General features: G+C 49.0%; 21 protein-coding genes. 15 read left to right on the top strand and 6 right to left on the bottom strand.

Features of this window, described 5'->3' with window-relative positions:
* The first annotated feature begins 9 nt into the window (after nt 1-9).
* The 4 genes from pknB (at nt 10) to spoVM (ending at nt 4074) form a co-directional block, all read left to right on the top strand.
* Complete coding sequence (gene pknB, locus RF007C_RS03300; protein WP_051456496.1) at nt 10-2415, top strand: Stk1 family PASTA domain-containing Ser/Thr kinase; 2406 nt, start codon at nt 10-12, stop codon at nt 2413-2415.
* Nucleotides 2381-3286 (top strand): ribosome small subunit-dependent GTPase A, encoded by a 906-nt coding sequence (gene rsgA, locus RF007C_RS03295; RefSeq protein ID WP_242836263.1) that lies wholly within the window; start codon nt 2381-2383, stop codon nt 3284-3286. The genes pknB and rsgA overlap by 35 nt, the downstream gene beginning before the upstream one ends.
* A complete protein-coding gene (locus tag RF007C_RS03290; RefSeq protein WP_019679052.1) occupies nt 3283-3936 on the top strand; it encodes a thiamine diphosphokinase in 654 nt (217 codons plus the stop codon). Before rsgA ends, RF007C_RS03290 begins: the two co-directional genes overlap by 4 nt.
* A gap of 63 nt (nt 3937-3999) precedes the next feature.
* Nucleotides 4000-4074 carry a stage V sporulation protein SpoVM gene (gene spoVM, locus RF007C_RS18280; RefSeq protein ID WP_430344439.1) on the top strand — a complete coding sequence of 25 codons (75 nt, stop codon included), beginning with the start codon at nt 4000-4002 and terminating at the stop codon, nt 4072-4074.
* Between the two features lie 85 nt (nt 4075-4159).
* Here the strand turns inward: spoVM and RF007C_RS03285 are convergent, their stop codons facing one another.
* The 5 genes from RF007C_RS03285 to RF007C_RS03265 all read right to left on the bottom strand — a co-directional run bounded on the left by RF007C_RS03285 (nt 4160) and on the right by RF007C_RS03265 (nt 10125).
* On the bottom strand, nt 4160-5347 hold the full coding sequence (locus RF007C_RS03285; protein ID WP_037297225.1) for a hypothetical protein: 1188 nt from the start codon (nt 5345-5347) through the stop codon (nt 4160-4162).
* Nucleotides 5348-5361: 14 nt separating this feature from the next.
* Nucleotides 5362-6537: a transglutaminase domain-containing protein gene (locus RF007C_RS03280; protein ID WP_037297224.1), complete on the bottom strand. Its 1176-nt coding sequence runs from the start codon at nt 6535-6537 to the stop codon at nt 5362-5364.
* Between the two features lie 26 nt (nt 6538-6563).
* Nucleotides 6564-7775, bottom strand: coding sequence for a dockerin type I domain-containing protein (locus tag RF007C_RS03275; protein ID WP_037297221.1), 1212 nt, complete (start codon nt 7773-7775; stop codon nt 6564-6566).
* A gap of 62 nt (nt 7776-7837) precedes the next feature.
* Nucleotides 7838-9115 (bottom strand): adenylosuccinate synthase, encoded by a 1278-nt coding sequence (locus tag RF007C_RS03270; protein ID WP_037297218.1) that lies wholly within the window; start codon nt 9113-9115, stop codon nt 7838-7840.
* A gap of 161 nt (nt 9116-9276) precedes the next feature.
* Nucleotides 9277-10125, bottom strand: a complete 849-nt coding sequence (locus RF007C_RS03265; RefSeq protein WP_051456495.1) for a ComEC/Rec2 family competence protein — start codon at nt 10123-10125, stop codon at nt 9277-9279.
* Between the two features lie 215 nt (nt 10126-10340).
* Here RF007C_RS03265 and RF007C_RS03260 point away from each other — a divergent pair, with 215 nt between their 5' ends.
* Complete coding sequence (locus RF007C_RS03260) at nt 10341-10946, top strand: dockerin type I domain-containing protein (protein ID WP_037297215.1); 606 nt, start codon at nt 10341-10343, stop codon at nt 10944-10946.
* Between the two features lie 109 nt (nt 10947-11055).
* Here RF007C_RS03260 and RF007C_RS03255 read toward each other — a convergent pair whose 3' ends face one another.
* Nucleotides 11056-11652 carry a hypothetical protein gene (locus tag RF007C_RS03255; protein WP_152537136.1) on the bottom strand — a complete coding sequence of 199 codons (597 nt, stop codon included), beginning with the start codon at nt 11650-11652 and terminating at the stop codon, nt 11056-11058.
* Between the two features lie 293 nt (nt 11653-11945).
* On the opposite strand from RF007C_RS03255, the gene RF007C_RS03250 reads away from it, so the two are divergent.
* The 10 genes from RF007C_RS03250 (at nt 11946) to RF007C_RS03205 (ending at nt 21985) form a co-directional block, all read left to right on the top strand.
* Entirely contained in the window at nt 11946-12320 is a 375-nt protein-coding gene (locus RF007C_RS03250; protein WP_037297209.1) for a dockerin type I repeat-containing protein, read from the top strand.
* A gap of 140 nt (nt 12321-12460) precedes the next feature.
* A complete protein-coding gene (gene miaB / locus RF007C_RS03245; RefSeq protein ID WP_037297207.1) occupies nt 12461-13834 on the top strand; it encodes a tRNA (N6-isopentenyl adenosine(37)-C2)-methylthiotransferase MiaB in 1374 nt (457 codons plus the stop codon).
* 4 nt (nt 13835-13838) lie between these two features.
* Nucleotides 13839-14621, top strand: a complete 783-nt coding sequence (locus RF007C_RS03240; RefSeq protein ID WP_037297205.1) for a hypothetical protein — start codon at nt 13839-13841, stop codon at nt 14619-14621.
* 61 nt (nt 14622-14682) lie between these two features.
* Nucleotides 14683-15090 carry a YlbF family regulator gene (locus RF007C_RS03235; RefSeq protein WP_019679061.1) on the top strand — a complete coding sequence of 136 codons (408 nt, stop codon included), beginning with the start codon at nt 14683-14685 and terminating at the stop codon, nt 15088-15090.
* Between the two features lie 3 nt (nt 15091-15093).
* Nucleotides 15094-15582, top strand: a complete 489-nt coding sequence (locus tag RF007C_RS03230; RefSeq protein ID WP_037297202.1) for a hypothetical protein — start codon at nt 15094-15096, stop codon at nt 15580-15582.
* A 14-nt stretch (nt 15583-15596) separates the two neighbouring features.
* Nucleotides 15597-18215: a DNA mismatch repair protein MutS gene (gene mutS / locus RF007C_RS03225; protein WP_037297200.1), complete on the top strand. Its 2619-nt coding sequence runs from the start codon at nt 15597-15599 to the stop codon at nt 18213-18215.
* 52 nt (nt 18216-18267) lie between these two features.
* The gene (locus tag RF007C_RS03220) at nt 18268-18492 is read left to right on the top strand and encodes a PF20097 family protein (protein ID WP_019679064.1); all 225 of its coding nucleotides are present in this window, start codon (nt 18268-18270) and stop codon (nt 18490-18492) included.
* A 131-nt stretch (nt 18493-18623) separates the two neighbouring features.
* Complete coding sequence (locus RF007C_RS03215) at nt 18624-19244, top strand: hypothetical protein (RefSeq protein ID WP_019679065.1); 621 nt, start codon at nt 18624-18626, stop codon at nt 19242-19244.
* Between the two features lie 31 nt (nt 19245-19275).
* Nucleotides 19276-21294 carry a DNA mismatch repair endonuclease MutL gene (gene mutL / locus RF007C_RS03210; protein ID WP_037297198.1) on the top strand — a complete coding sequence of 673 codons (2019 nt, stop codon included), beginning with the start codon at nt 19276-19278 and terminating at the stop codon, nt 21292-21294.
* A 10-nt stretch (nt 21295-21304) separates the two neighbouring features.
* The gene (locus tag RF007C_RS03205) at nt 21305-21985 is read left to right on the top strand and encodes a hypothetical protein (RefSeq protein WP_037297195.1); all 681 of its coding nucleotides are present in this window, start codon (nt 21305-21307) and stop codon (nt 21983-21985) included.
* Nucleotides 21986-22007: the final 22 nt, after the last annotated feature.

Here is a 22007-nt window from a genome sequence, read left to right as displayed (position 1 = left end):
GGAAAGGAAATGGATAAGAATATTGGCAAAAAGCTCGACGGAAGATATGAGATAACAGAGCTTATCGGCGTCGGCGGCATGGCTGAGGTGTACAAGGGCGTCGATGTTATAGACAACAAAACGGTTGCCATTAAGATACTGAAGAAAGAGTTTGCAGAGAATGAAGAGTTCCTGCGCAGATTCAGAAATGAGTCAAAGGCAATAGCTGTTCTCTCACATCCCAATATCGTAAAGATATACGACGTTGGTTTTTCCGAGAAGATACAGTACATCGTAATGGAGTATATCGACGGTATCACTCTTAAAGAGTATATCGAAGAGGAGAAGGTGCTCACATGGAAGGACACAGTCCACTTTGTGATACAGATACTCCGCGCACTCCAGCACGCACACGATAAGGGCATCGTCCACCGCGATATCAAGCCCCAGAACATCATGATGTTCACGGACGGCACTATCAAGGTCATGGACTTCGGCATCGCAAAGTTTGCTCGTGAGGAAGGCAAGACAGCTACTGATCAGGCCATCGGAAGCGTTCACTATATCAGCCCCGAGCAGGCAAGCGGCAACGTTACCGACGCAAAGAGCGACATCTACTCCGTGGGAGCTATGATGTACGAGATGCTCACAGGCAGAAAGCCCTTCGACAGCGATAACCCCGTTGCTATCGCAGTAATGCATATGCACGATATCCCCGAGCGTCCGAGAGCTATCAATCCCGATATCCCCGACGGACTTGAGGAGATCGTTCTCAGAGCTATGGAAAAGGATCCCGATGACAGATACCAGACCACAGCCGAGATGATCAGCGATATCGAAGCCTTCAAGGCTGATCCCCATATATCCTTCGGTTACTACGCCGAGGAGTCCGACGACGGTTCTGATGAGATACTTGATACCGCATCAGGCAATGACGTTCAGTCTGAGAGCCGTCAGGAGGTCGCAAACGCTTACGCTTCCAAGGCAGCAAAGGCTGCTGCGGCAGTAGGCGCAGGTGCAGGTGCCGGAGCAGCTGCAATGGCTATGGGCGGAAGCTCCTCGGGAACTGTATCACAGAGATACAACGACGCATATACCGATAATTACGGTGATGATTATTACGATGATGAGGACGACGACGATGATGAGGAAGAAGAGCGTTCATCGCTGGTAGTTCCTGTTCTTACGGCAGTAGTCGTAGTCGTTATCGTTGTTGCGGTAATATTTGTAGTTACTATGCTCAGCGGACTGCTCAAGGGCGGTCTCGGCAAGAACGCAAAGACTATGCCCGACCTTTACGGTATGGATTACAACCAGGCAGTTTCTGCATACGGCGGAAATATCAAGTTCGAGATCGAAGGCACTGAGTACAACGAGGCCGACGAGAATACTATCATCAAGCAGAGTATCGAGCCCGATGAAGTATTCAGCAAGGGCGATACCTGTAAGGTAGTCCTCAGTAAGGGCATGGAGACCGTTGAGGTTCCACGTGTTGCCGAGATGAACGTTGAGCTGGCAAAGGCTCAGCTGACAGAGCGAGGTCTTGAATGTACGGTAAAGAGACAGTCTCACGCAAAGATAGATCCGAACTACGTTATCAAGTCAGAGCCTGAAGAGGGTACGGAGGTACACAAGGGCTCAACAGTTATCCTTTACGTAAGTATGGGTGCAAATGCAGAGCAGGTCGAGATAGAGGACTTCATCAAGAGCACTATCGACGACGCTGTAATGAGAGCAGGCTACAGAAAGCTTGAGGTTGAGACTATACAGGCTCCTTCTTATGAGAAGGAAGGCATCGTATTCGATCAGGAGCCTAAGAAGGGCACCAAGGTTGAAGCAGGTTCAAAGATCATACTTTACGTCAGCGACGGTACTATCCCCGACGGTAAGGTAGAAGTAAGTCTGCCGCTTCCTTCCGATGCAGACGGACGTTTCAGCATCGACTTTATCCTTACAGATGAAAAGGGCAAGACAAAGGCTTATTCATCAGGTAATATCCTCTGTCCTTATATGTCATCCGCTTCACTCAACATTGAGGGTTCGGGACAGAACATTTCCGCAAGAGCATTCCTTTCAAATGTAAATACAGGAAAGCAGGCACTTCTCGGAACATATACCTTCAACTTCGCAACAGGTAAGTATACTACGGATTCTGAGGATATCCGCGGCGCATTCGATTCAGTAGGCGGCTTCCCGCAGCCCGAGACCGAGGCTCCCACAGATCCTCCTCAGCAGCATACTGATCCCCCGCAGCAGCAGGAGCAGAATGACCATCAGGAAGGCGTTAACGGATTCAGCCGTGACGGTGTATGGTACTACTACACAGACGCTGATGGTATCCTCGGAACATGGGTAAACGGCGGCTGGGTAATGTATGAACCAGGCATAAACGGTTACTGGGATGAGAGTAATCATTGGCACTGGAATGGACAGTAATAAAGCCGGCAGCGGAATCATAATAAAATGCTTAGGGGGGCTCTACACAGTAGAGTCCCCTGACGGTATATACGAGTGTAAGGCAAGAGGAGTATTCCGCAACAGAGGTATAAGTCCCTGCGTGGGCGACCGCGTTGACGTCGAGAACGGTGTCATCACGGAGATCGCTCCCAGAAAGAACTGTATTATAAGACCTCCCCTTGCAAATCTTGACCAGCTCATATTTATAGTATCCACCTGCGAACCGGCGCCCAATTACCTTATACTTGACAAGTTCATTGCCATAGCGGAGTACAAGGGCATTACCCCCGTAATGGTCATAACCAAAACGGACCTCGGCGACAGCCGCCCCGTGCATGAGATATACGGCGGCATAGGCATTGATGTGGTGGAGGTAAGGTATGAGGACGAAGCCTCCGTGGAAGAGGTAAGACAGCTGCTCAAAGGCAGGATAAGTGCCTTTACGGGCAACTCGGGAGCAGGCAAGTCCACTCTCCTAAATGCGGTTGATCCCACCCTGAATATTGCTACGGGCGAGATAAGCCGCAAGCTCGGCAGAGGAAGACATACCACCCGTCATGCGGAGCTGTATAAGCTCAGCGAGGGCGGTTACATAGCAGATACCCCGGGTTTTTCCACATTTGATACCAACAGATACGATATTATCCGCAAGGAGGAGCTGGCGGACTGCTTCCGTGAGTTTGCTCCCTTCAAGGACGAATGTCGTTTCAGAGACTGCGCACACCTCTGCGAGAAGGGCTGCGCAGTAGTAGATGCGGTGGCACGCGGCGAGATCTCCGCCAGCCGCCATGAAAGCTATAAGATCATGTATGAAGAAGCTAAACAACTGAAGGAGTGGGAGCTGAAATGAACAGATGCGCTATATTTGCAGGCGGCGATATGCCGTACCTCGATAAGTATATGGACTCTGCCTTCTGGCAGAAATACAATTATTTTATCTGTGCCGACTGCGGTTACAGACACGCAGTAAAGCTGGGCATACTTCCCGACCTGATAGTAGGGGATTTTGATTCCTTCGGCGGTGACCTTCCCAGAGGAGTAGAAGTACTCCGCAGCGTTCCAGAGAAGGACGATACGGATACTCTTATGGCTGTAAAGAAGGCTATAGAGATGGGATATAACAATATCGACCTGTACGGAGCTCTCGGCGGAGATCGCTTCGATCACAGCATTGCCAATATCCAGACTATGATATATGCTCTTCAGCAGGGTGCCAGCCTTGAGATATGGGGCGAGAGCAGGCTGCTCATACAGGAGGCCGACGAGGGCGGAGTAAGCTACAGAAAGCCCGTTTCAGGCGGTATGTATCTCTCGGTGTTCGCACTGACGGAGAGTATTGGCATAGAGTATCTCCGCGGAGTAAAGTATCCTCTTGAGGATTACCGCATGGTACAGTCCTTCCCCATAGGCGTAAGCAATGAGATCACGGGAGAAAGTGCGGAGCTCCGCATAAAGGACGGTCTTGCACTTGTAATACTCACCCCTATGAAGAAAAAGTAACAAAAACGCCCCTGCTGAATATAATATAGTATATCAGCAAGGGAGGGATATATATTGAAGATAGTGGTGATAAAGAGCCCGAAGTTCATATCGGGGATACTCCGTGTCATATTCGGCATCAAAAAGGAAGAAGAATAAAAATACAGCCCCTGTGCTACAGAGCACAGGGGCTTTTCTGTGTTATTATAGAATTTTTACGTCCAGTTCACGAGGTAGAAAACGATCAAGAATGTCTGGAATTGATGTCCTTGTTCCTGTTGAAGAAGTTGCCGACGTGTTCGCTTCCGCAGAGGAGGAAGAAGGATACGATAGTGCAGCCGATAGCAACTGCATAGAGTATTCCCACAAGTGCAAGACTTCCCTTGTGCTGGGGTATCATTACGAGTCCCGGGAATATCTGTATTATACCGAAGAAAAGGAGCGTTATGGTAGCCAGCGATTTGCAGGCGCCTATTCCCGTAAGGAGAAGCAGTGAGAAAAGTCCCACAGCACCCGCGATATATATAGCCGAATTGCTGATAACGTTGCTGAAGCCCTCAAGGCCGTTCTTGTAGCCCAGACCCAGCTGTCCGGAATAGAGCAGGAAGAATGTAACAGCAGCTATGACTCCAAGCAGGCCGATAATGATAGTGATCTTGAAGCCCTTTGCGGCACTTGCCTGTCTTGCCTCCTCCTTCAGCTGGAGCATCATCTGAAGGCTTGCCTTTGAGTCCTTCTGATCGGATACGAGCTGTGAGGATACGGCCTTCTTGGCAGCCTCTGCCTTAACTCTTTCCAGGTCCTCGTCCACGTATTTTGACTGATACTTGGGGAGCTCGGGCTCATCGTCAAGTATGGGAGCCGAAATGGGAGCTTCGGGCTGCTTTGGCTCTTCCTTCTTCGGAGGAGGAGTATAATTATCCTCATCGAGAACGGGAGCAGTTACCTGCACGGGAGGAGCAACAGCGCCCAGCTGAGTTCTTCTCATGTCGATAATCTGCTGCTGTTTTTCAGCAGGGAGAGCGTCAAAGCGCTCCTTGAGCTCGGGAGTAAGGCCGCTGATGATGTCCTCATCGGAGAGTATGAGTTTTTCCTTGGTATAAGGAACATTATCGTCCAGCACGGGAGCGGTCACGCCTGTAGGACCGTTTTTTCTTCCGTTGTCAGAGCTGTACGGCACATTATCGTCCAGCACAGGTGCGGATACTCCGGTAGGAGCGCCCTTCTTTTCAGTGCTGCTGTAAGAGGACATATCGTCCAGCACGGGAGCCGAGACTCCTGTGGGACCGTCCTTTTTCGAGGACGGAGCAACATACTCAAAATCGTCAAGTACGGGAGCAGAAACTCCTGTGGGGCCTGTTTTTTTCTGTGCGTCGGGGATATAGTTTATTTCCTCGGGCATTCCGCCCATAGGATTATTTTCGTCATACATAATTAACACCTCGCTCAATGAGTTGATATATAAGAAGCCAATGTCGAATTGTAGCTGTTTGTGGAAACAGCCGCATAGTAGGAAAGTACTATCGACGCGTCGACGGAATCGATGATATTATCGCGGTTCACATCGGCGTATTTTGACTGTGATGCGCTGAATGAAGAAAACTTATGGCTTGAGATACGGGCGTATTCCGCCAGTATAACAGAAGCGTCCAGAGAAGTTACACGGTTATCGCCGTCAATATCTCCCAGGCTGTAAACAGGCTCGCTGTAAGCAGACAGGGATATGGGGTATCTGTCAATAAATTCCTGAGAATTGTAATCGGGAAATGCCAGACCGTTGTCATTGTAGGCGATATGTGAGGTTGAAGGGAAGGATGAATCGAAATCGCCCGTGCCCTTCATAAAGTAGCGGAAGTACTGTCCGCCGAGCCTGGTATCCCAGGTGGGATCCAGCAGATAATATTTGTCGTCCAGCTTTACTATGAGCCAGACATGGTTGCCGTTGTTGGCTTCTATGTTCAGATCTCTAGACAGACCTGCGATTATGCGGCAGGATATACCTGCGTCGTTATAAAGGCGGTATAGGAGCTGAGTTATTCCCTGGCATACCGCGTGGCCGTTGAACACGGCGCTGTAGGCTGTATAGGCATAGGGATCCTTTATGTTTTCGGAATACTTGATATTTGAGACTGCATACTTGTATATGGTACGGATCTTTTCGTAATCAGTGAGGGTGTCAAGAGCAAGATAATCGTTTATCTCACTGATCTTTTCGGTTAGTGCAGCCTCTTCCTCGGCGGTGGTGCCGTATTCTATGGTAAAGTTTATCATGTATTCAGATTCTGTTGTGCGTATCCCGCATAAATAGGACTTTATGGAATAGCGGAGGTAATCGCCCTCGTTGCCCTTTCCTGTTTCCTCACAGGCGAGATATATAAGGTGTCCTCCTATTTCTTCCTTATTGAAGCCGTTTTTAGGAGTTACTACCGAGAAGTTTTCGGTGCGGTTCATTATTGCCTCTTTAATCACAGCGGCAGCTTCCTGCTCATCAGCGCTGACATTTTCCTGAAAGACCTCTGCGGTCACGGAGGGAACAGCTGCCGAAACGGTAAAAAGCTGTGTACAGCACTGGAATAAAGTGAGGGCTGACAGAGCAGCCAGTATTCTTGCTTTTGTTTTCACGAGAGTACCTCCTTCCGGAAGCGGACTTATCTTCTGAATTCCTGTATATCCTTGGCGGTCTCGCCGTCTTTGAGAGTCGAAAGATAAGAGTAGTATGAGAGTATAGCAGAAGCGTCTACAGAATCGATGAGACTATTTCCGTCAATATCTGCGGCTTCCTCCTGCTCTGAGGAGAAGGTCTTTATGGGAGTCTGTGAAGAACGGCGGGCATATTCCGAAAGGACAAGAGATGCGTCCACTGAGTTTATGCTGCCGTCGCCGTCTACATCGCCGCAGGTGAAGACGGGCTCCTGTGATGGATCATAGGCTGTGGGAGAGATATTCAGCGTAGCGAATACCATATCGTCGGGAAGACCGAAATATTGGTGCAGGTGGATATGGGTATATTCCTTCAGCCCTTCGTTTTCGCTGTCAAGATCCTTGTAGCCTTTAAGGAAGAAGCGGCTGCCGCTTCCGCCGAGGCTGTATTCCCATACCGGATCGAGGAAGTAGGACTTGCCGTTAATCTCCGCGATAACGAGATAATGACAGTCGGCTTCATCGTCTGAGATGGACTTTTCGTTTGAAGTGCGCATATCGCAGTGTATGCCCAACTCGCTCAGAAGGCGTATGAGCAGGTGCGTCTGACCGTGCTCGTTGGCTTCACCGCGGATCATGGCACTGTATGCGGATCCGAAGCTGTTATGGCCGGGCTTCTGTGAGAGCTTCATTTCGGACACGACCTTGTCGTAAGCCCACTTTATCCTGCCGTAGGCGTCAAGGCTGCTGGCAGCGATGAACTCGTGAGTATGTTTCAGCCTGAAAATGGCTTCATTGAGCTCCTGTTCCTGATCGACAGTGGTTAGATACTGTGTGGTCAGGTGTATCATAACGCCGTTTTCGGTATTGGAAACGGCAGTTACTTCGTGAACAAGGCATTGCCTCAGGTATACGCCTTCGGTGGGATCGCCTGTGTCTTTGAAGATCTCTTCATCTGCGGTGTCGGAATATTTTTTCAGGTCGCTGCTTGAGGTATTCGACATCACAGCCTTGATGTTTTCATTTCTGAGTATAAGCTGAGAGCGGATATATTTGAACATTTCCTCATCGGAATTGAATGAAAGAGCAAATGGTGTATCTTCAATTGGTATAAGGATGTCGTAAAATGTATCAGTATCTGCTGCGTTAACGGGTGATGCTGAACATACAGCAAGACAAGCTGTAAGAGCAGCAGCCACGATCTTTGCGAAAGTCTTCATAAATTATCTCACCCCCATATCCTGTTATAAGAACAGCCGCCGAAGCGGCTGAACGAGAAATATTATCTTTCAAGTATCTGAGATCTGTCGGGGCCGATACCTACCATGCTTACATGGCAGCCTACCAGCTCTTCCAGACGAGCTATATAGCTCTTGCAGTTAGCAGGCAGCTCGTCGAAGCTGCTGCACTTTGAGATGTCCTCGGAGAAGCCGGGGAACTCCTCGTATATGGGCTGGCAGCCTTCCAGCTCCTCCAGCGTGGGAGGGAACTCCTTGATAACGCTGCCGTCGGGCTTCTTGTAAGCCACGCACATTTTGAGGGTATCTATATTTGCGAGAGTATCCAGCTTGTTGATAGCAAGACTGTCAAGACCGTTTACTCTTACAGAGTGGCGGACGATAACGGCGTCGAACCAGCCTGTTCTTCTCGGTCTGCCTGTAGTAGTACCGAATTCGCCGCCTACGTTTCTGATCTGGTCGCCTGTAGCGTCGTCAAGCTCTGTGGGGAAAGGTCCCTTGCCCACACGGGTGGTATAAGCCTTTGCAACGCCGATGATGTTTGTAATGACCTTGGGGCCTACTCCTGTACCTACGCAGACGCCTGCCGAAAGCGGATGTGAGGAAGTAACGTAGGGGTATGTACCGAAGTCGATGTCCAGGAGGGTAGCCTGAGCGCCCTCGAACATTATGGTCTTGCCTGCCTTATGAGCCTCGAATGTGAGTACGGAAACGTCGTCCATATAGGGGAGGAGGCGCTTGCCGTATTCTGTGTATTCTCTGGTAACAGCGTCGAGATCGAAAGCTTCTCCGCCGTAAACCTTGGTGATTATCTCATTCTTGAGCTTGCCTGTGGACTGTATCTTCTCGGCCAGCACCTCAGGGTGAACAAGGTCGTACATACGGATTCCGCAGCGCTCGTACTTGTCCATGTAAGTGGGGCCGATACCTCTCTTGGTAGTGCCGATGTCCTTGCCGCCGCGGAAAGCCTCCGAGAGACCGTCGAGAGCGATATGCCAGGGCATAACGATCTGAGCGCGGGGATCGACTTTGAGGTGGCCTACTGTCTTTATACCTCTTGACTCAAGATTATCAAGCTCGCTGATGAAGTCCTTGGGATCGAGAACCACACCCGCACCGATGAGATTGAGTGCGTTGGGGTAAAGGATACCCGAGGGCACAAGATGGAGCTTATAGACCTCGCCGTTATTTACTACAGTGTGTCCTGCGTTGTTGCCGCCCTGTGAACGGACTACAACATCTGCACGGGAAGCAAGGATATCGATGATCTTGCCCTTTCCTTCGTCTCCCCACTGAGTTCCGACTACAATATTTGCAGGCATTTGTTTTCCTCTTTTCATAAATATTATTTGTGCAGGCAGTGCCTTGAACTGCCAAAAAGCACACTTACAATTTATTATATCACATTTCTGAGAGAAATGCAACAGTTCGGACAAAAAGAAATGTCTGCGAAAAAACGGCAGCCGCCGGGGCTGCCGCAGGCTCATGATGCGGAGCCTTTTTCAACTGTGAATTCTATGGAAGCACCGTTGCTGACGGCAGTAATATCTCCGTTGTAACAGGTAGCGTAAGTATTTATCTTCATAGCTTTGAGCAGATCCTGCATTTTGCCTGAAAACTCGGATGAAGAGGTGCATACCACAGCGTATTCGGGCTTGACTTTACTGAGGAACACACCGAGATTATCGAGCTTTCTGCCGTGATACGGCACTTTCAGGAGGGTACACTTGCCGATGTCCATTATCTCGTCGAGGCGCTGCTCCATGGCGTCGCCTGTGAAAAGCAGGGTATTGTTGTAGTGTACTGCCTTTGTCACCAGCGAAAAGTCGTTTTCGTCGTTTTCACCGTATGATGTCTTTTTCGGAGCATATACCGTGAATTTCACATCGTCCAGAGTGAAGGAAATATTGTCGGTGAGCCTTGTGCGCGGAACGTTTTTTTCCTCAAGCACCTTGCAGAATTTATCGTATTCGTCAACAGTGCCTTCGTAATCCGGGGTAAGTACATTTTTTACCTCAAAGCTGTTGAGCACCTTGGCGGCGCCGCCCACATGGTCCTTGTCAAAGTGGGTTATTATAAGATAATCTATGGTGGTCCTGCCGCTTTCCTCCAGCAGTCCCGTGATCTTTTTGCCGTCGCCCTTTTCTCCGCAGTCGATAACGACTGTTCCCGTGTCTGACTGGAGAACTATAGAGTCGGCCTTGCCTACATCGAAGAAGGTCACCTTCAGCTCCTTAGCGTCCTTTGGTACTCTGCTGCTGCATGAGAACAGTGAGCAGGCTGCAATGGTGCAGGCTGAAATGGTAGCTGTGATTTTTTTGATTACTGACATAACTGAACATACTCCTTTCCGGAGGTGATAGTGTGAAAGTTCACTTTTACATGATATATTATGTATCATCAAGCTTAAAATAACCTTGAATTTTATTGCAGCGGGGCTATGAATTTAAATATTGACAAATACAGGAAAAATAATTATAATAAAAGCAAGCGGCTGACAAAAAAATAACAATTCAGACTGCAAAAATATACAGGAGGATCTACTACATGAAACTTACAAAGATATTTTCAGGATTCACAGCAACCGTACTTTTAGCCTGCGCTGCACCGGCTGTCACAGCATATGCACTGGGCATACACGGCGAACAGGATAAGCCCGGCATAGTTATTTATCCCTCCTACAGGGATATGCCTTTAAAGGGTGATGCCAACGGAGACGGAAAGATCGATACAAAGGATACCGCTATCCTCAGGGATTATCTGAACGGCGTGATAAAGATTAAGGAAAACAGCAACAGATACGGCTCGCTCGATACCAACTGGGACGGCAGGGTAAACAAAAAAGACCTTGCACTGATGCCGGGAGATATCATCCCGAAGCTGCCAGAAAAGAAGGCAGGCATTCTCCGCAGACAGAGCTACGTAAGAACAGGAGATCTCAACTTTGACGGCGTTGTCAATGATAAGGATCTCAATCTCCTCAGAGAGAAGGCATTTCCCGAGGAGAGTCCCTCGTGGAGCGTGAAATTACCCGTTATAATCTTCGGTTCCTATGACAAATACGACCTCAATGCCGATGGTATCGTGGACAAGACGGATTATTATGCCATGGAGGAGTATATCACAGTCAGCATATTCGGTCTGAAGTATTAAAATACAGACCGTATCCATCCAGGGCTAATCTGTGACAGAGCATATACGGACAAGAGCCCTTTCCTGTATGGAAGGGCTCTTTTATTATGAAGGTACGGGTAATGTAACGTTATTCTGATTTTATTAAGATGCAGTACTTGCACATAGGATCATGCTGACTGCTTGAAAACTTGTAATTCGAGAGGTATGCACCTTCGGCGTATTCATCGAACAGGTCGGCCTGCTTTCCCTCGATAACGTCATAGGGAGCGAATTCGGGGGCTTGGCTGCCGTAGTAGTTATCAAAATATATGCTGTAATCCCTGCCGATCATTTTTTTCAGGTCGGGATTATCTGCATAGGAACGGTACATTATGCAGAAGTAAAGATCGTCGCCGTCTGCTTTTTTGTAATGCATCCAGAGATTGGCATCGAGCCGTCTGGGATTCCTTTTCATTACATCATATTCGCAGATGCAGTCCTGAAAAGTTGCTTCCTTCATCATGGTGAGCCATTCATTCTGTCTGCTGTCACGCACATCATCGGGAGACAGCGTGTTAATGTAATTAATTGTATCGCTCACTGCCTTTTGGGCATTTGCGATTGCAGCTTTTTTATCCGAGCTGCTTTGATATACCGATCTGAAAGCAAACTCAAAAGCTATGAGGACTGCCCATACTGCAAGAAAGACAGCGATTATAAGAATGATTTTTTTTGATTTTTTCATATCCGTTTCCCTTTCGTATTCTGATCTCTTCAGCGCTTTCATAACTGCTCTTTTAAGGGCGTTTACATTAATAATACACGGCAGCTTACGAAAAGGTTTCATTTTTTTGAAAAAATTTTTGTGGGGAGCTCATACCGAAAAAAGCTCCGAAGCTTCTCGATAAAAGGCGGGTAGAATAATTGTGATTATCTATTGACAGATCAAGAAAAAGGTGTTAATATAATACAGCTGAATATTTTACACAATACATTTTTATATTTAGCGAGCAGTAAATATGAAGGAAGAATTTCAAAATGAGATTCAACAAAATCGCAGCACTTCTTATGGCTTCTGTTATGACAGCAGGCGCAGCATCAGCTATGACAGCTTCTGCAAAAGAGTATTATGTGAAGGTCATGAAGTGCGACATCAACGGCAACGGCAGAATAGACACAGATGACAGACAGAAAGTTCTTGACCATATCAACGGCAAGGCTGCAGGCTTCAGAAGAGGCAACGTACTGAACGATAATTATATCACTACAGATGATACAGACGCAGTTCTGAAACATATCCAGGGCAAGAAGGCGCTCTCAAAGGACGCTTTTATCCGTGCTGATGTAAACAAAGACAACAAGGTCGATATTGTGGATTACAGAAAGATCCTGGAGTACATCTCAAACAAGTAATTAAAACCGACTCTCCGTTTTGCTGCGCATATACGGAGAGTTTTTTGTATAGCCTGCTTCAAATCCGTGCTTGCATTATAATGTATTATATGGTATAATTATTTATTACAGGATTTTACGGGAAGGCGAGGTACTGCGAATTGAGAGACAATACCGCAGCTATAAATGAAATAATCGGCCTGCTCGGCGATAAGCAGAGAAAGGCTTACGTCAGGAGCTTCGGCTGCCAGCTGAACGTTTCCGACGGTGAAAAGATCAAGGGACTGCTTATGAAGATGGGCTATTCCTTTACCGAGGACGAGCATGAGGCAGACCTGATAATACTCAACACCTGCGCAGTCCGCGAGAGCGCTGAGGACAGGGTATTCGGAATAGTTGGAAGTATGAAGAAGTTCAAGGAGCTGAAGCCCTCGCTCATCATCGGCATTGCAGGCTGTATGACCGCACAGAGCCATATAGCGGAGAAGATCAAACGCTCCTATCCGCAGGTGGATATAGTTCTCGGCACCTCAGCCATAAGTGCTCTGCCGGAGCTGCTGCTGAAGGCTCTGCAAGGAGCAAAATTCTCGGCGGATATAAGCGAATATGACGATTTTTCCGAGGCGGCGGAGCAGGTGAGAGAGAGCAGCTTCAAGGCGTCTGTGCCCATAATGTTCGGCTGCAACAACTTTTGTACCTACTGCATAGTTCCTCACGTCAGAGGACGCGAAAGGAGCAGGCGGCCGGAGGATATAATCAGCGAGGTCAGCAGGCTGGTACACAGCGGCTACAAGGAGATAATGCTCCTGGGACAGAATGTCAATTCCTACGGCAGGGACCTTGAGGGCTGCATTAGCTTCCCGCAGCTGCTGAGGGAGCTGGATGCCATAGAGGGCGATTTCTGGATACGCTTTATGTCCTCGCACCCGAAGGACGCTTCAAAGGAGCTTATAGACGCCATATTTGAGTGCGGAAAAGTTGCAAAGCACCTGCATCTTCCTGTACAGAGCGGCAGCAGTGATGTTCTCCGCAGAATGAACAGACACTATGATATTGAAAAATATCTTTCGATAGTAAGGGATATATACAGCAGGGATCCCGATTTTTCGCTTACCACAGATCTTATAGTGGGCTTCCCCGACGAGAGCGGCGAGGACTTCGGCAGGACACTCGACCTGATAAGGGAGGTAAGGTATGACAATATCTACTCCTTTATATATTCAAAACGCTCGGGCACTCCTGCGGCTGTCATGGCCGACAGCATTTCCGACGAGGAAAAGGGCAGACGCATGAGAGAGCTTCTTGAGGTACAGAGAGAGGTATCCACAGAACACTATAAGCGCTTTGTGGGCAGGACAATGAGAGTGCTGGCGGACGATGTTTCAAAGAAGCGTCAGGGCTGGCTGACAGGAAAGAGCAGCGAGTTTATTATAGTCGAATTTGAGGGCGACAGCTCTCTTATCGGACAGTTCGTTGATGTTGAGATAACAGGATCAATGAACTGGGCAGTAACAGGAAAGCTAAAGAAAGGATAATATTATGAAAAAGATCATTGCATTATCGTGCCTTACAGCAATGCTGCTGGCAGGCTGCGGTCCGAAGAACGGCGATTCATCACCCAAGACATCACAGGAAGAAACAACTGCGGCAGCACAGAATACAGAAGCAGAAACAACTACCGCTGAGGCCACTACCGAGGCTTCCGCTACCGAAGCGACTACTGTTGAGACTACCGAGCCTCCTGTCACAACTCACGACGGAAATGTGTCGGCAGGCGGTATAATGGATATGTATCCCGCTATATATCAGGGATTCATCAAGGCAGAATTTGAAAAGGTCGCCGCGGCGAATGACGGTACGGCAAGTATAGAGTATGCTTTCCGCGACCTTGATGCCGACGGTATACCCGAGCTTATCTTCAAGCGCGGAACCTGCGAGGCTGATTTTGCCGTGAATGTTTTCACCATCGACAGCGAGGGGGAGATAAAGGATCTGGGACTTATAGGCGGAGGACATACCACCTTCTGCTATGACGAGAATACAGGCGACTTTGTTATGCAGTGGGCACATATGGGTGCAGGCTGCTTCGAGTACTTTAAAATGGTAAACGGCGCTGTCACAAAGGCTCAGGACACCTATGAGTACAATATCGGACAGGATGAGAGCTATGATGATATCTGCAAGGCAAAGGGCATAAGAACTATATACCCTTATGTCACATCCTACAGGAGCAGTCTCAACGGCGGCATCGTATCGTATTTTGTGACAGGGCCTGACGAAATGGAGGAAAAAGACGGCCTTTATCTTGATTATATGGGCTGATGACCAAAGCTGCATGACGGCAGACTGGATAAATGCACAATAAACCTAAGGAGAAAAGAAAATGGATATTATGGAAATGACAAGAGAGCTGGGAAAGGCTCTTCAGCAGGACGACAGATATACAGCATATATGCTGGCAAAGAAGGCTAACGACGATGATAAGGAGCTTCAGGAGGATATTGCTCGCTTTGAGGATCTCCGCGTCAATCTCGGTACTGCCATGAGCGCGGAGGATCCCGATTCCGACAAGATCAAGGAGCTCGATACCGAGCTGAAGTCCGTTTACAAGAAGATAATGGACAATCCACGCATGATGGTATTCTCGGGAGCTCAGCAGGCTCTGGAGAAGCTGGTATCAAATATGCAGCAGATAATAAGTATGTGCGCCAACGGTGAGGATCCCGACACCTGTCAGATACCCGAGGCAGGCTGCTCGGGCAGCTGCGCTTCATGTGCGGGCTGTCACTGATGTATGTCTTACAGCGATAATCTCTCTGCGGCAAAGGAGGCACTCGATGCGAAGCTGACAGAACGCCCGAGAAGTATGTTTGCTCTGAAACCTTCAGGGAGCGATGCGGCCGTAGCTATCATTGCCTGTATCGTTGCCCTGCTGTTTTTCGGGCGGTATGTATTTGTCTGGTCCTGCGGCATTGCTGTACTTCCGCCGTGGCTGATCGGCGTGAGTATATGTGCAGTGATACTTGCGGCAGTATTTCTGGCAATCACACCTTGGCTTATAAGAACTGCCGCCGAGGTAAAGGACGACGTTATCAAGGTAAGGAAAAAAGAGTATCATGCCTCCGAGATACAGGAGATACGCTGTGAAAAGCTGTCCCTCAGGCTCATATCGGAAAACAGCACCGTTTTTAAGCTGAATATGAGCTGTGACAACAGCGACGAGTTTATATGCTGGGCGAGATACTATCGTATCCCGATATCGTATAACCCAAAAACAAGATAAAAGGAGCAAAGCCAATGGAAATCGACAGAAGTAAAATATCTCCCATGATGCAGCAGTACTTCGAGGTCAAGGATAAGTACACAGACTGTATCCTGTTCTTCCGTCTGGGTGACTTCTACGAGATGTTCTTTGATGACGCGGTAGTGGTTTCAAAAGCACTGGAGCTTACCCTGACGGGCAGAGACTGCGGACTTGAGGAACGCGCTCCCATGTGCGGAGTGCCCTATCATGCGGCAGATATGTATATAAAGAGGCTCATAGACATGGGCTTCAAGGTGGCTGTCTGCGAGCAGCTCACCGATCCTGCCGAGACCAAGGGCATAGTTGTGCGCGATGTTATCCGCGTGGTGACTCCCGGTACGCTGACAGAGAGCAGTATGCTTGATGACGGCAGCAACAACTACATATGCAGTATATACTACGACGAGGAAAACAAGACCTGCGGAGTTGCCTCCGCTGATCTTTCCACAGGCGAGGCTGCACTCAGCTTCTTTGAGGGAAAGGATCTTGAAGCAGGCGTTATCAACGAATTATCACGCTGCCGACCTGCCGAGATAATCTTCCCGCAGAATTTCCTTTCACTGAAAAATGCCGCGGAGTTCGTAAAGCTGCGCCTTTCCTGCGCAGTTACCCTCCGCGATACCATATGCTTCACTCCCTCGGAAAGAAGGGATATGGCTGCGGCTGTATTCGGTGTCGGCTCGGTAAAGGAGCTGGGCATAAGCGAGGACGGAGCAGACTGTGCTGCAGTATGCGGACTTTTCGATTACATCAATGACACCCAGAAGTCGTCGGTGTCGAGATTTACCTCTATCGAGCTCCTGAACGGCGAGCAGTTCATGGGACTGGATCTCAATGCGAGACGCAATCTTGAGCTCACGGAGACTCTCCGCAGCAAGGAGAAAAAAGGCTCTCTGCTGTGGGTGCTGGACTCCACAAAGACCTCTATGGGACGCAGACTGCTGAAAAACTGGATAGAGCAGCCTCTGAAAAGTCCCGCAAGGATAATCGAGCGTCTTGACGCAGTGGAGTCTCTCTACCGCAAGAGCGTGGTGCTCACCGACCTTACCGACCTTCTGGACAGAGTCTACGATCTGGAGCGCCTTATGACAAAGGTCATGTACAAGAGCGCCAATCCCCGCGACCTGAAGTCACTTTCCGCAACGGCTCAGCAGCTCCCTCTCATAAAGCAGGAGCTGGCAAAGCTGACAGATTCAAAGCTCCTTGTACGCTATAACGATGAAATATCCACCCTTGACGAGCTCGTTAACCTTGTGGAGAACGCCATAATGGACGAGCCGCCTATCTCCGTAAAGGACGGCGGCGTTATAAAGGAGGGCTTCAACAAGGAGCTGGACGAGCTTCGCCACATAATGAACAACGGCAGGAGCATCATTGACGATATAGAGCAGCGTGAGAAGGAATCAACAGGCATCAAGAACCTGAAGATCGGCTTTAACCGCGTGTTCGGATACTATCTTGAAGTGACCCGTTCTTACTACGACCTTATCCCCGAGGGCTGGATACGCAAGCAGACTCTGGCAAACGCCGAGCGTTTCATAACCGAGGAGCTGAAAAATGCCGAAAATGCCATACTCGGCGCAAAAGACAAGGCTCTCTCCCTTGAAGCGGATATATTCGCAGAGGTACGTGACTTCCTGGCCACAAAGCTGGAAGCAGTGCAGAAGACAGCCTCGGCAGTCGCCTCGGTGGACGTGCTCTGCTCCTTTGCAGAGGTCGCACTGAGGAACCAGTACGTAAAGCCCGATATCGCCATAGACGGAGCTATCGACATAAAGGCAGGACGTCACCCGGTTGTGGAGCTCATGCTCACCGAGGAGATGTTCGTACCCAATGATCTTTATATCGACAATAAGGCAGATCGTATGTCCATAATCACGGGCCCGAATATGTCGGGTAAATCCACATATATGCGTCAGGCGGCGCTGATAGTCCTCATGGCGCAGATAGGAAGCTTCGTTCCCGCGGACAGTGCCAAAATATCCGTAGTGGACAAGATATTCACCCGTGTGGGAGCCTCCGATGACCTCACCGCAGGACAGTCCACATTCATGGTGGAGATGAGTGAGGTATCGGATATACTGAAAAATGCCACCAGGGACAGCCTTGTCATACTTGACGAGGTGGGACGCGGTACCTCCACATTTGACGGCGTGAGTATTGCACGTGCGGTTGCGGAGTTCATCTGCAATTCAAAGAAGCTGGGCTGCAAGACTCTCTTTGCAACTCATTACCATGAGCTCATAGGCCTTGAGGACGAACTGGAGGGCGTAAAGAACTACAGCATTGCAGTAAATAAGCACGGAGGTACCATACGCTTCCTGCGAAAGATAGTCCGCGGCGGCGTGGACGAGAGCTACGGTGTTGACGTAGCGAAGCTGGCGGGACTTCCCGCAAAGGTTGTCACAAGAGCTAAAGAGCTCCTTGAGGAAATGGAGCGTCAGCACGCCTCGGAGCGCCCTGCGTCGGTACGGGAGGAGTCTGGACAGATAAGCTTTGGCAGTCTGGGACGTGAGGCGGCACTGGATATGCTTGAAAAGACCAATATCGACGAGCTTACGGACAGCGAATGCCGCGAGCTTCTCAGGGATATGCTGAAGGCTATCCAATAAAATGCGATTATAAATTATGCCTGTATGAAGAGGCGGGAAAGAAGGGAACGGCATGGAGTGCAGATATTGCGGAAACAAGCTGCAAAAGGGCAGGATAAGATCCAAGGCGAGCCTGATTAATCCGATGGCTGCATCATACCTTGTATGGACTGACGAAAATGATATCGGAAAGCTGAAACGCAATGAAGCTAAGCTTTCAGAGGAAAATGAAGCATGGTACTGTGAGACCTGCAAGCTTGTTTTTTCAGAGCTGTCCGTAAAGCCGTCTGCTTTTTGATCCCGTCCTCATAGGGACTGCGATACATCAGGGGCGGATACTATCCGACCGTGTGTGACGATATGTCTGTAGGGAGCGATGTGCGCATCGCTCCGTCTGAATATGAAACATAAATAACAGAGGTGAACAATATGCCCGCATACTTTTCAATGATAATGGAATTCAGCCGTGCAGAGCTGGATTACGACAATATGAAGGAGCTCATCGCTTATATCAAGCACGCAGGGCTCGAATTCAGGAGCGGTGCCTACAATGCCGAGAATGAGAGCTTAGAGGATATCATGGAATGGAATCAGAAAAAGCTTGAGGACGACTTTGAGCTCGGCTACGATGAGGACGCCGTTAACGACTACAAGCAGATGTATTTCAGCTTCGGCGGTTTTTCCGAGGTACGCGGCTTCATAATGAATGAAGAGCCCATAAGGGGTGAATACACCTTCACTATCCTCATACCCGAGGAGGAGGTTGCCATAGATGCAAAGACATACAAGAAGGAAGCCGTTGACAAGATAAAGGATATGGCTTCAAAGCTTTGGATACTGCCCAAGACAAGGACGATCCAGACAGAGCTGGAGCTCGGAGAGGGCATTTCTCCCGAGGAGGATATAAGGGACGGAGCACTTCCTGCTGCCTGTCCGTTTGCCATAGTATCCGAAAAGAGGTTCGGACATATGGACACAGCTGATTATACCGCCGAGCATATCCCCTACGGCGGAGTGATACTCACTCCCAACTGGGTAAAGCTGGTCTGAGCCTGTCCCTGTTTCAGAAAGGAAGTTAAAAATGCCCCCTATCAATGTCCTTAGCAAGGAAATATCAGAGCTTATCGCAGCAGGCGAGGTCATCGAGCGCCCCTCCTCGGTCATAAAGGAGCTTGTGGAAAACTCCATAGACTCCGGAGCAAAGCATATCACCGTTGAGATAAAGAACGGCGGTACTACCTATATGCGCGTGACCGATGACGGCTGCGGAATGTCCTTCGGAGATGTACCGAAGGCCTTCCTGCGCCATGCTACCAGCAAGATAAGAGAAAAAGAGGACCTTGAAAATATCATCACCCTGGGTTTCCGCGGTGAAGCCCTTGCTTCGGTTGCGGCAGTTGCCCGTGTGGAGATAATGACAAAGCAGCGGGAGGAGCTCTACGGCACCCTGTATACCATAGAGGGCAGCGTGGAGAAGTCTCACGAGGAGAGCGGCTGTCCTGACGGCACTACCGTAATAATCCGCGACCTGTTCTATAATGTCCCCGCAAGGCGTAAATTCATGAAAAAGGACGTTACGGAGGCAAATGCGGTGAGTACCATACTCCAGAAGATAACCATGTCTCACCCTGATATAGCCTTTCGTTTCATACGCGATAACAGGACGGAATTCCATTCGGGAGGCGACGGCGAGCTTTTTTCTGCCATATATGCCGTTTACGGCCGTGATTTTGCCCGTGACCTTATCCCCGTGGACTATGAATACGAGGGAGTAAAGGTGGGCGGCTATGTGATAAAGCCTCTCTACTCCAAGAATAACCGCGCTTTCCAGAATTTCTTCGTAAACGGAAGATATGTCCGTTCAAGGCTTTGTTCCGCAGCTCTGGAAAACGCCTATACCAATATGATAATGACGGGCAAATTCCCTGCCTGTGTACTCCTTATTGACCTTGCGCCCAGTGCTATGGACGTAAATATCCACCCTACCAAGGCTGAGGTGCGCTTTACCGACGAAAAGTCGGTGACCGATGCTATTTATTTCGCAGTTAAGAACGCCATGATGAAGGACGGTCTGATCTATGAATTTGAGCTCAAGCCTCATGCGGACTGGACAAAGGCTGCTCCCGAGCAGGAGGAGATGAAGCAGCAGGAGTTCCTTTTCACTCCCGTTGACAAGATAGAGGAGACCGAGCAGAAGCTTGCGGCGGCAGCAGCCCCTGTGCATACGGCTGCCAAGCCTCAGCCCGTGACAGAGGAAAAGCCATATACCGCGGATATTACGCCAAGTACTGCCTATGACGAGCCGAAGCACGTACAGCAGACCACTCCCGTATATGAGCGCCCTGCTGAAACAGCTCCCGAGACAGCCGATGTTCCCGAGACAGTAAAAGAGCCCGTAGCAGTCGAAGCTCCAGAGCAGCCTGAGGCTGTAGAGGGCTTCAGCTATATCACACAGCAGGCATTTACCGCAGCACCTGCGCCGAAGCCTGTCGAGCCCGAAAAGCCGCAGGAGTCCGTATGGACTGAAAAGCCCAAGATACGTGTTATCGGCGAGGTCTTCGGACTATACATCGTCGCAGAGGTGGGCGATGATACCATGATAATGATAGACAAGCACGCTGCCCATGAGCGTATAATCTTCGAGCGCCTCAAGAGCCGCAACTGCCGTCAGTACAGTCAGCAGCTCCTCACGGGAGTGCGTGTTCTCCTCACGGGAGATGAATTCAGCGCACTGGAGACCAATCAGGAGCTCCTTGCAGATCTGGGCTTTGCCTTTGATTTCTCCGAGAAGCCCTGTGTGGTGGCTACAGCTGTTCCCACCTTTATAATGGAGCTGGATATGGAGGACATAATCTCCGAGATAGCAGGAAATCTCCGTATGTACAGCCACGATCCCCAGTCTCATATGCTGGACGATATGCTCCATACAGTCGCCTGCAAATCGGCAATAAAGGGCAACGACAAGAACGATATCGCGGAGCTTCAGTCCCTTGCGGAGCAGGTATACTTCGACGAGAGGATAAGACACTGCCCCCACGGCAGACCCGTTATGTTTACCATGACCAAGAGCAATATCTCGCATCAGTTCAAAAGGACGTAAGGAGAATACTATGAAACGGACGGTAAAAGCCTTCGCCGCAGCCTTTTTTGCGGCATTTATGTGTATCTTCGGCGGCATCAATGCTTTTGCATGGGATCACGATGAGACATGGATGAAAGTCAGTTTTCAGAATGCTCCCGAGGGCACTGCATATGTTGATCTTCTTTTAAAGGATGCGAAAAATGACAGTACTGCTGTGGATTACAATGAGGAATATGAAAAGCACATGGGTGAAGACCGTGTCAGCCTGAAAAGGGACTGCGGACTTGCAAAGTATAATGAAGACGGCTATACAAGTATGACCCTCAGACATAATTTTGTTATGTACTATGATACAAATTCCGATGAGGCGGCATACAGTCAAATGAAAATGAAAACACATAGGATATTCAACAAGCACCGTTGTGTCAAGCTTGCTTACTGTGATAGTAAAGGCGAGGTCATTGGAGTTACCAATGAAATAAAAGTACCGTACAATGATTTTGCAGAGCCTGTTATGTATAATTTCAGTGGAGACGGAGAAAAACTGTCATTCAAATTTGGCGGAAATATTTTAAAAAAACATGAGGCTGCAGCAATTTGGATTATCAATATCATAGTTTATCTGAGTCCGGCGATCTTGCTTGTGCTGGCTTTTGTTCTGTATCATAAAATCAGAGAACGCAGATTGAAAGCTGACAGCATAGAGTAATACGGTGACTGTTTCTTACAGG

Origin of the sequence: Ruminococcus flavefaciens 007c (genome assembly GCF_000571935.1) — a bacterium.
Lineage (GTDB): Bacteria > Bacillota > Clostridia > Oscillospirales > Ruminococcaceae > Ruminococcus > Ruminococcus flavefaciens_F.
Note: the sequence above shows the minus strand (reverse complement) of the source record. Positions and strands in the feature narration are given on the sequence as shown.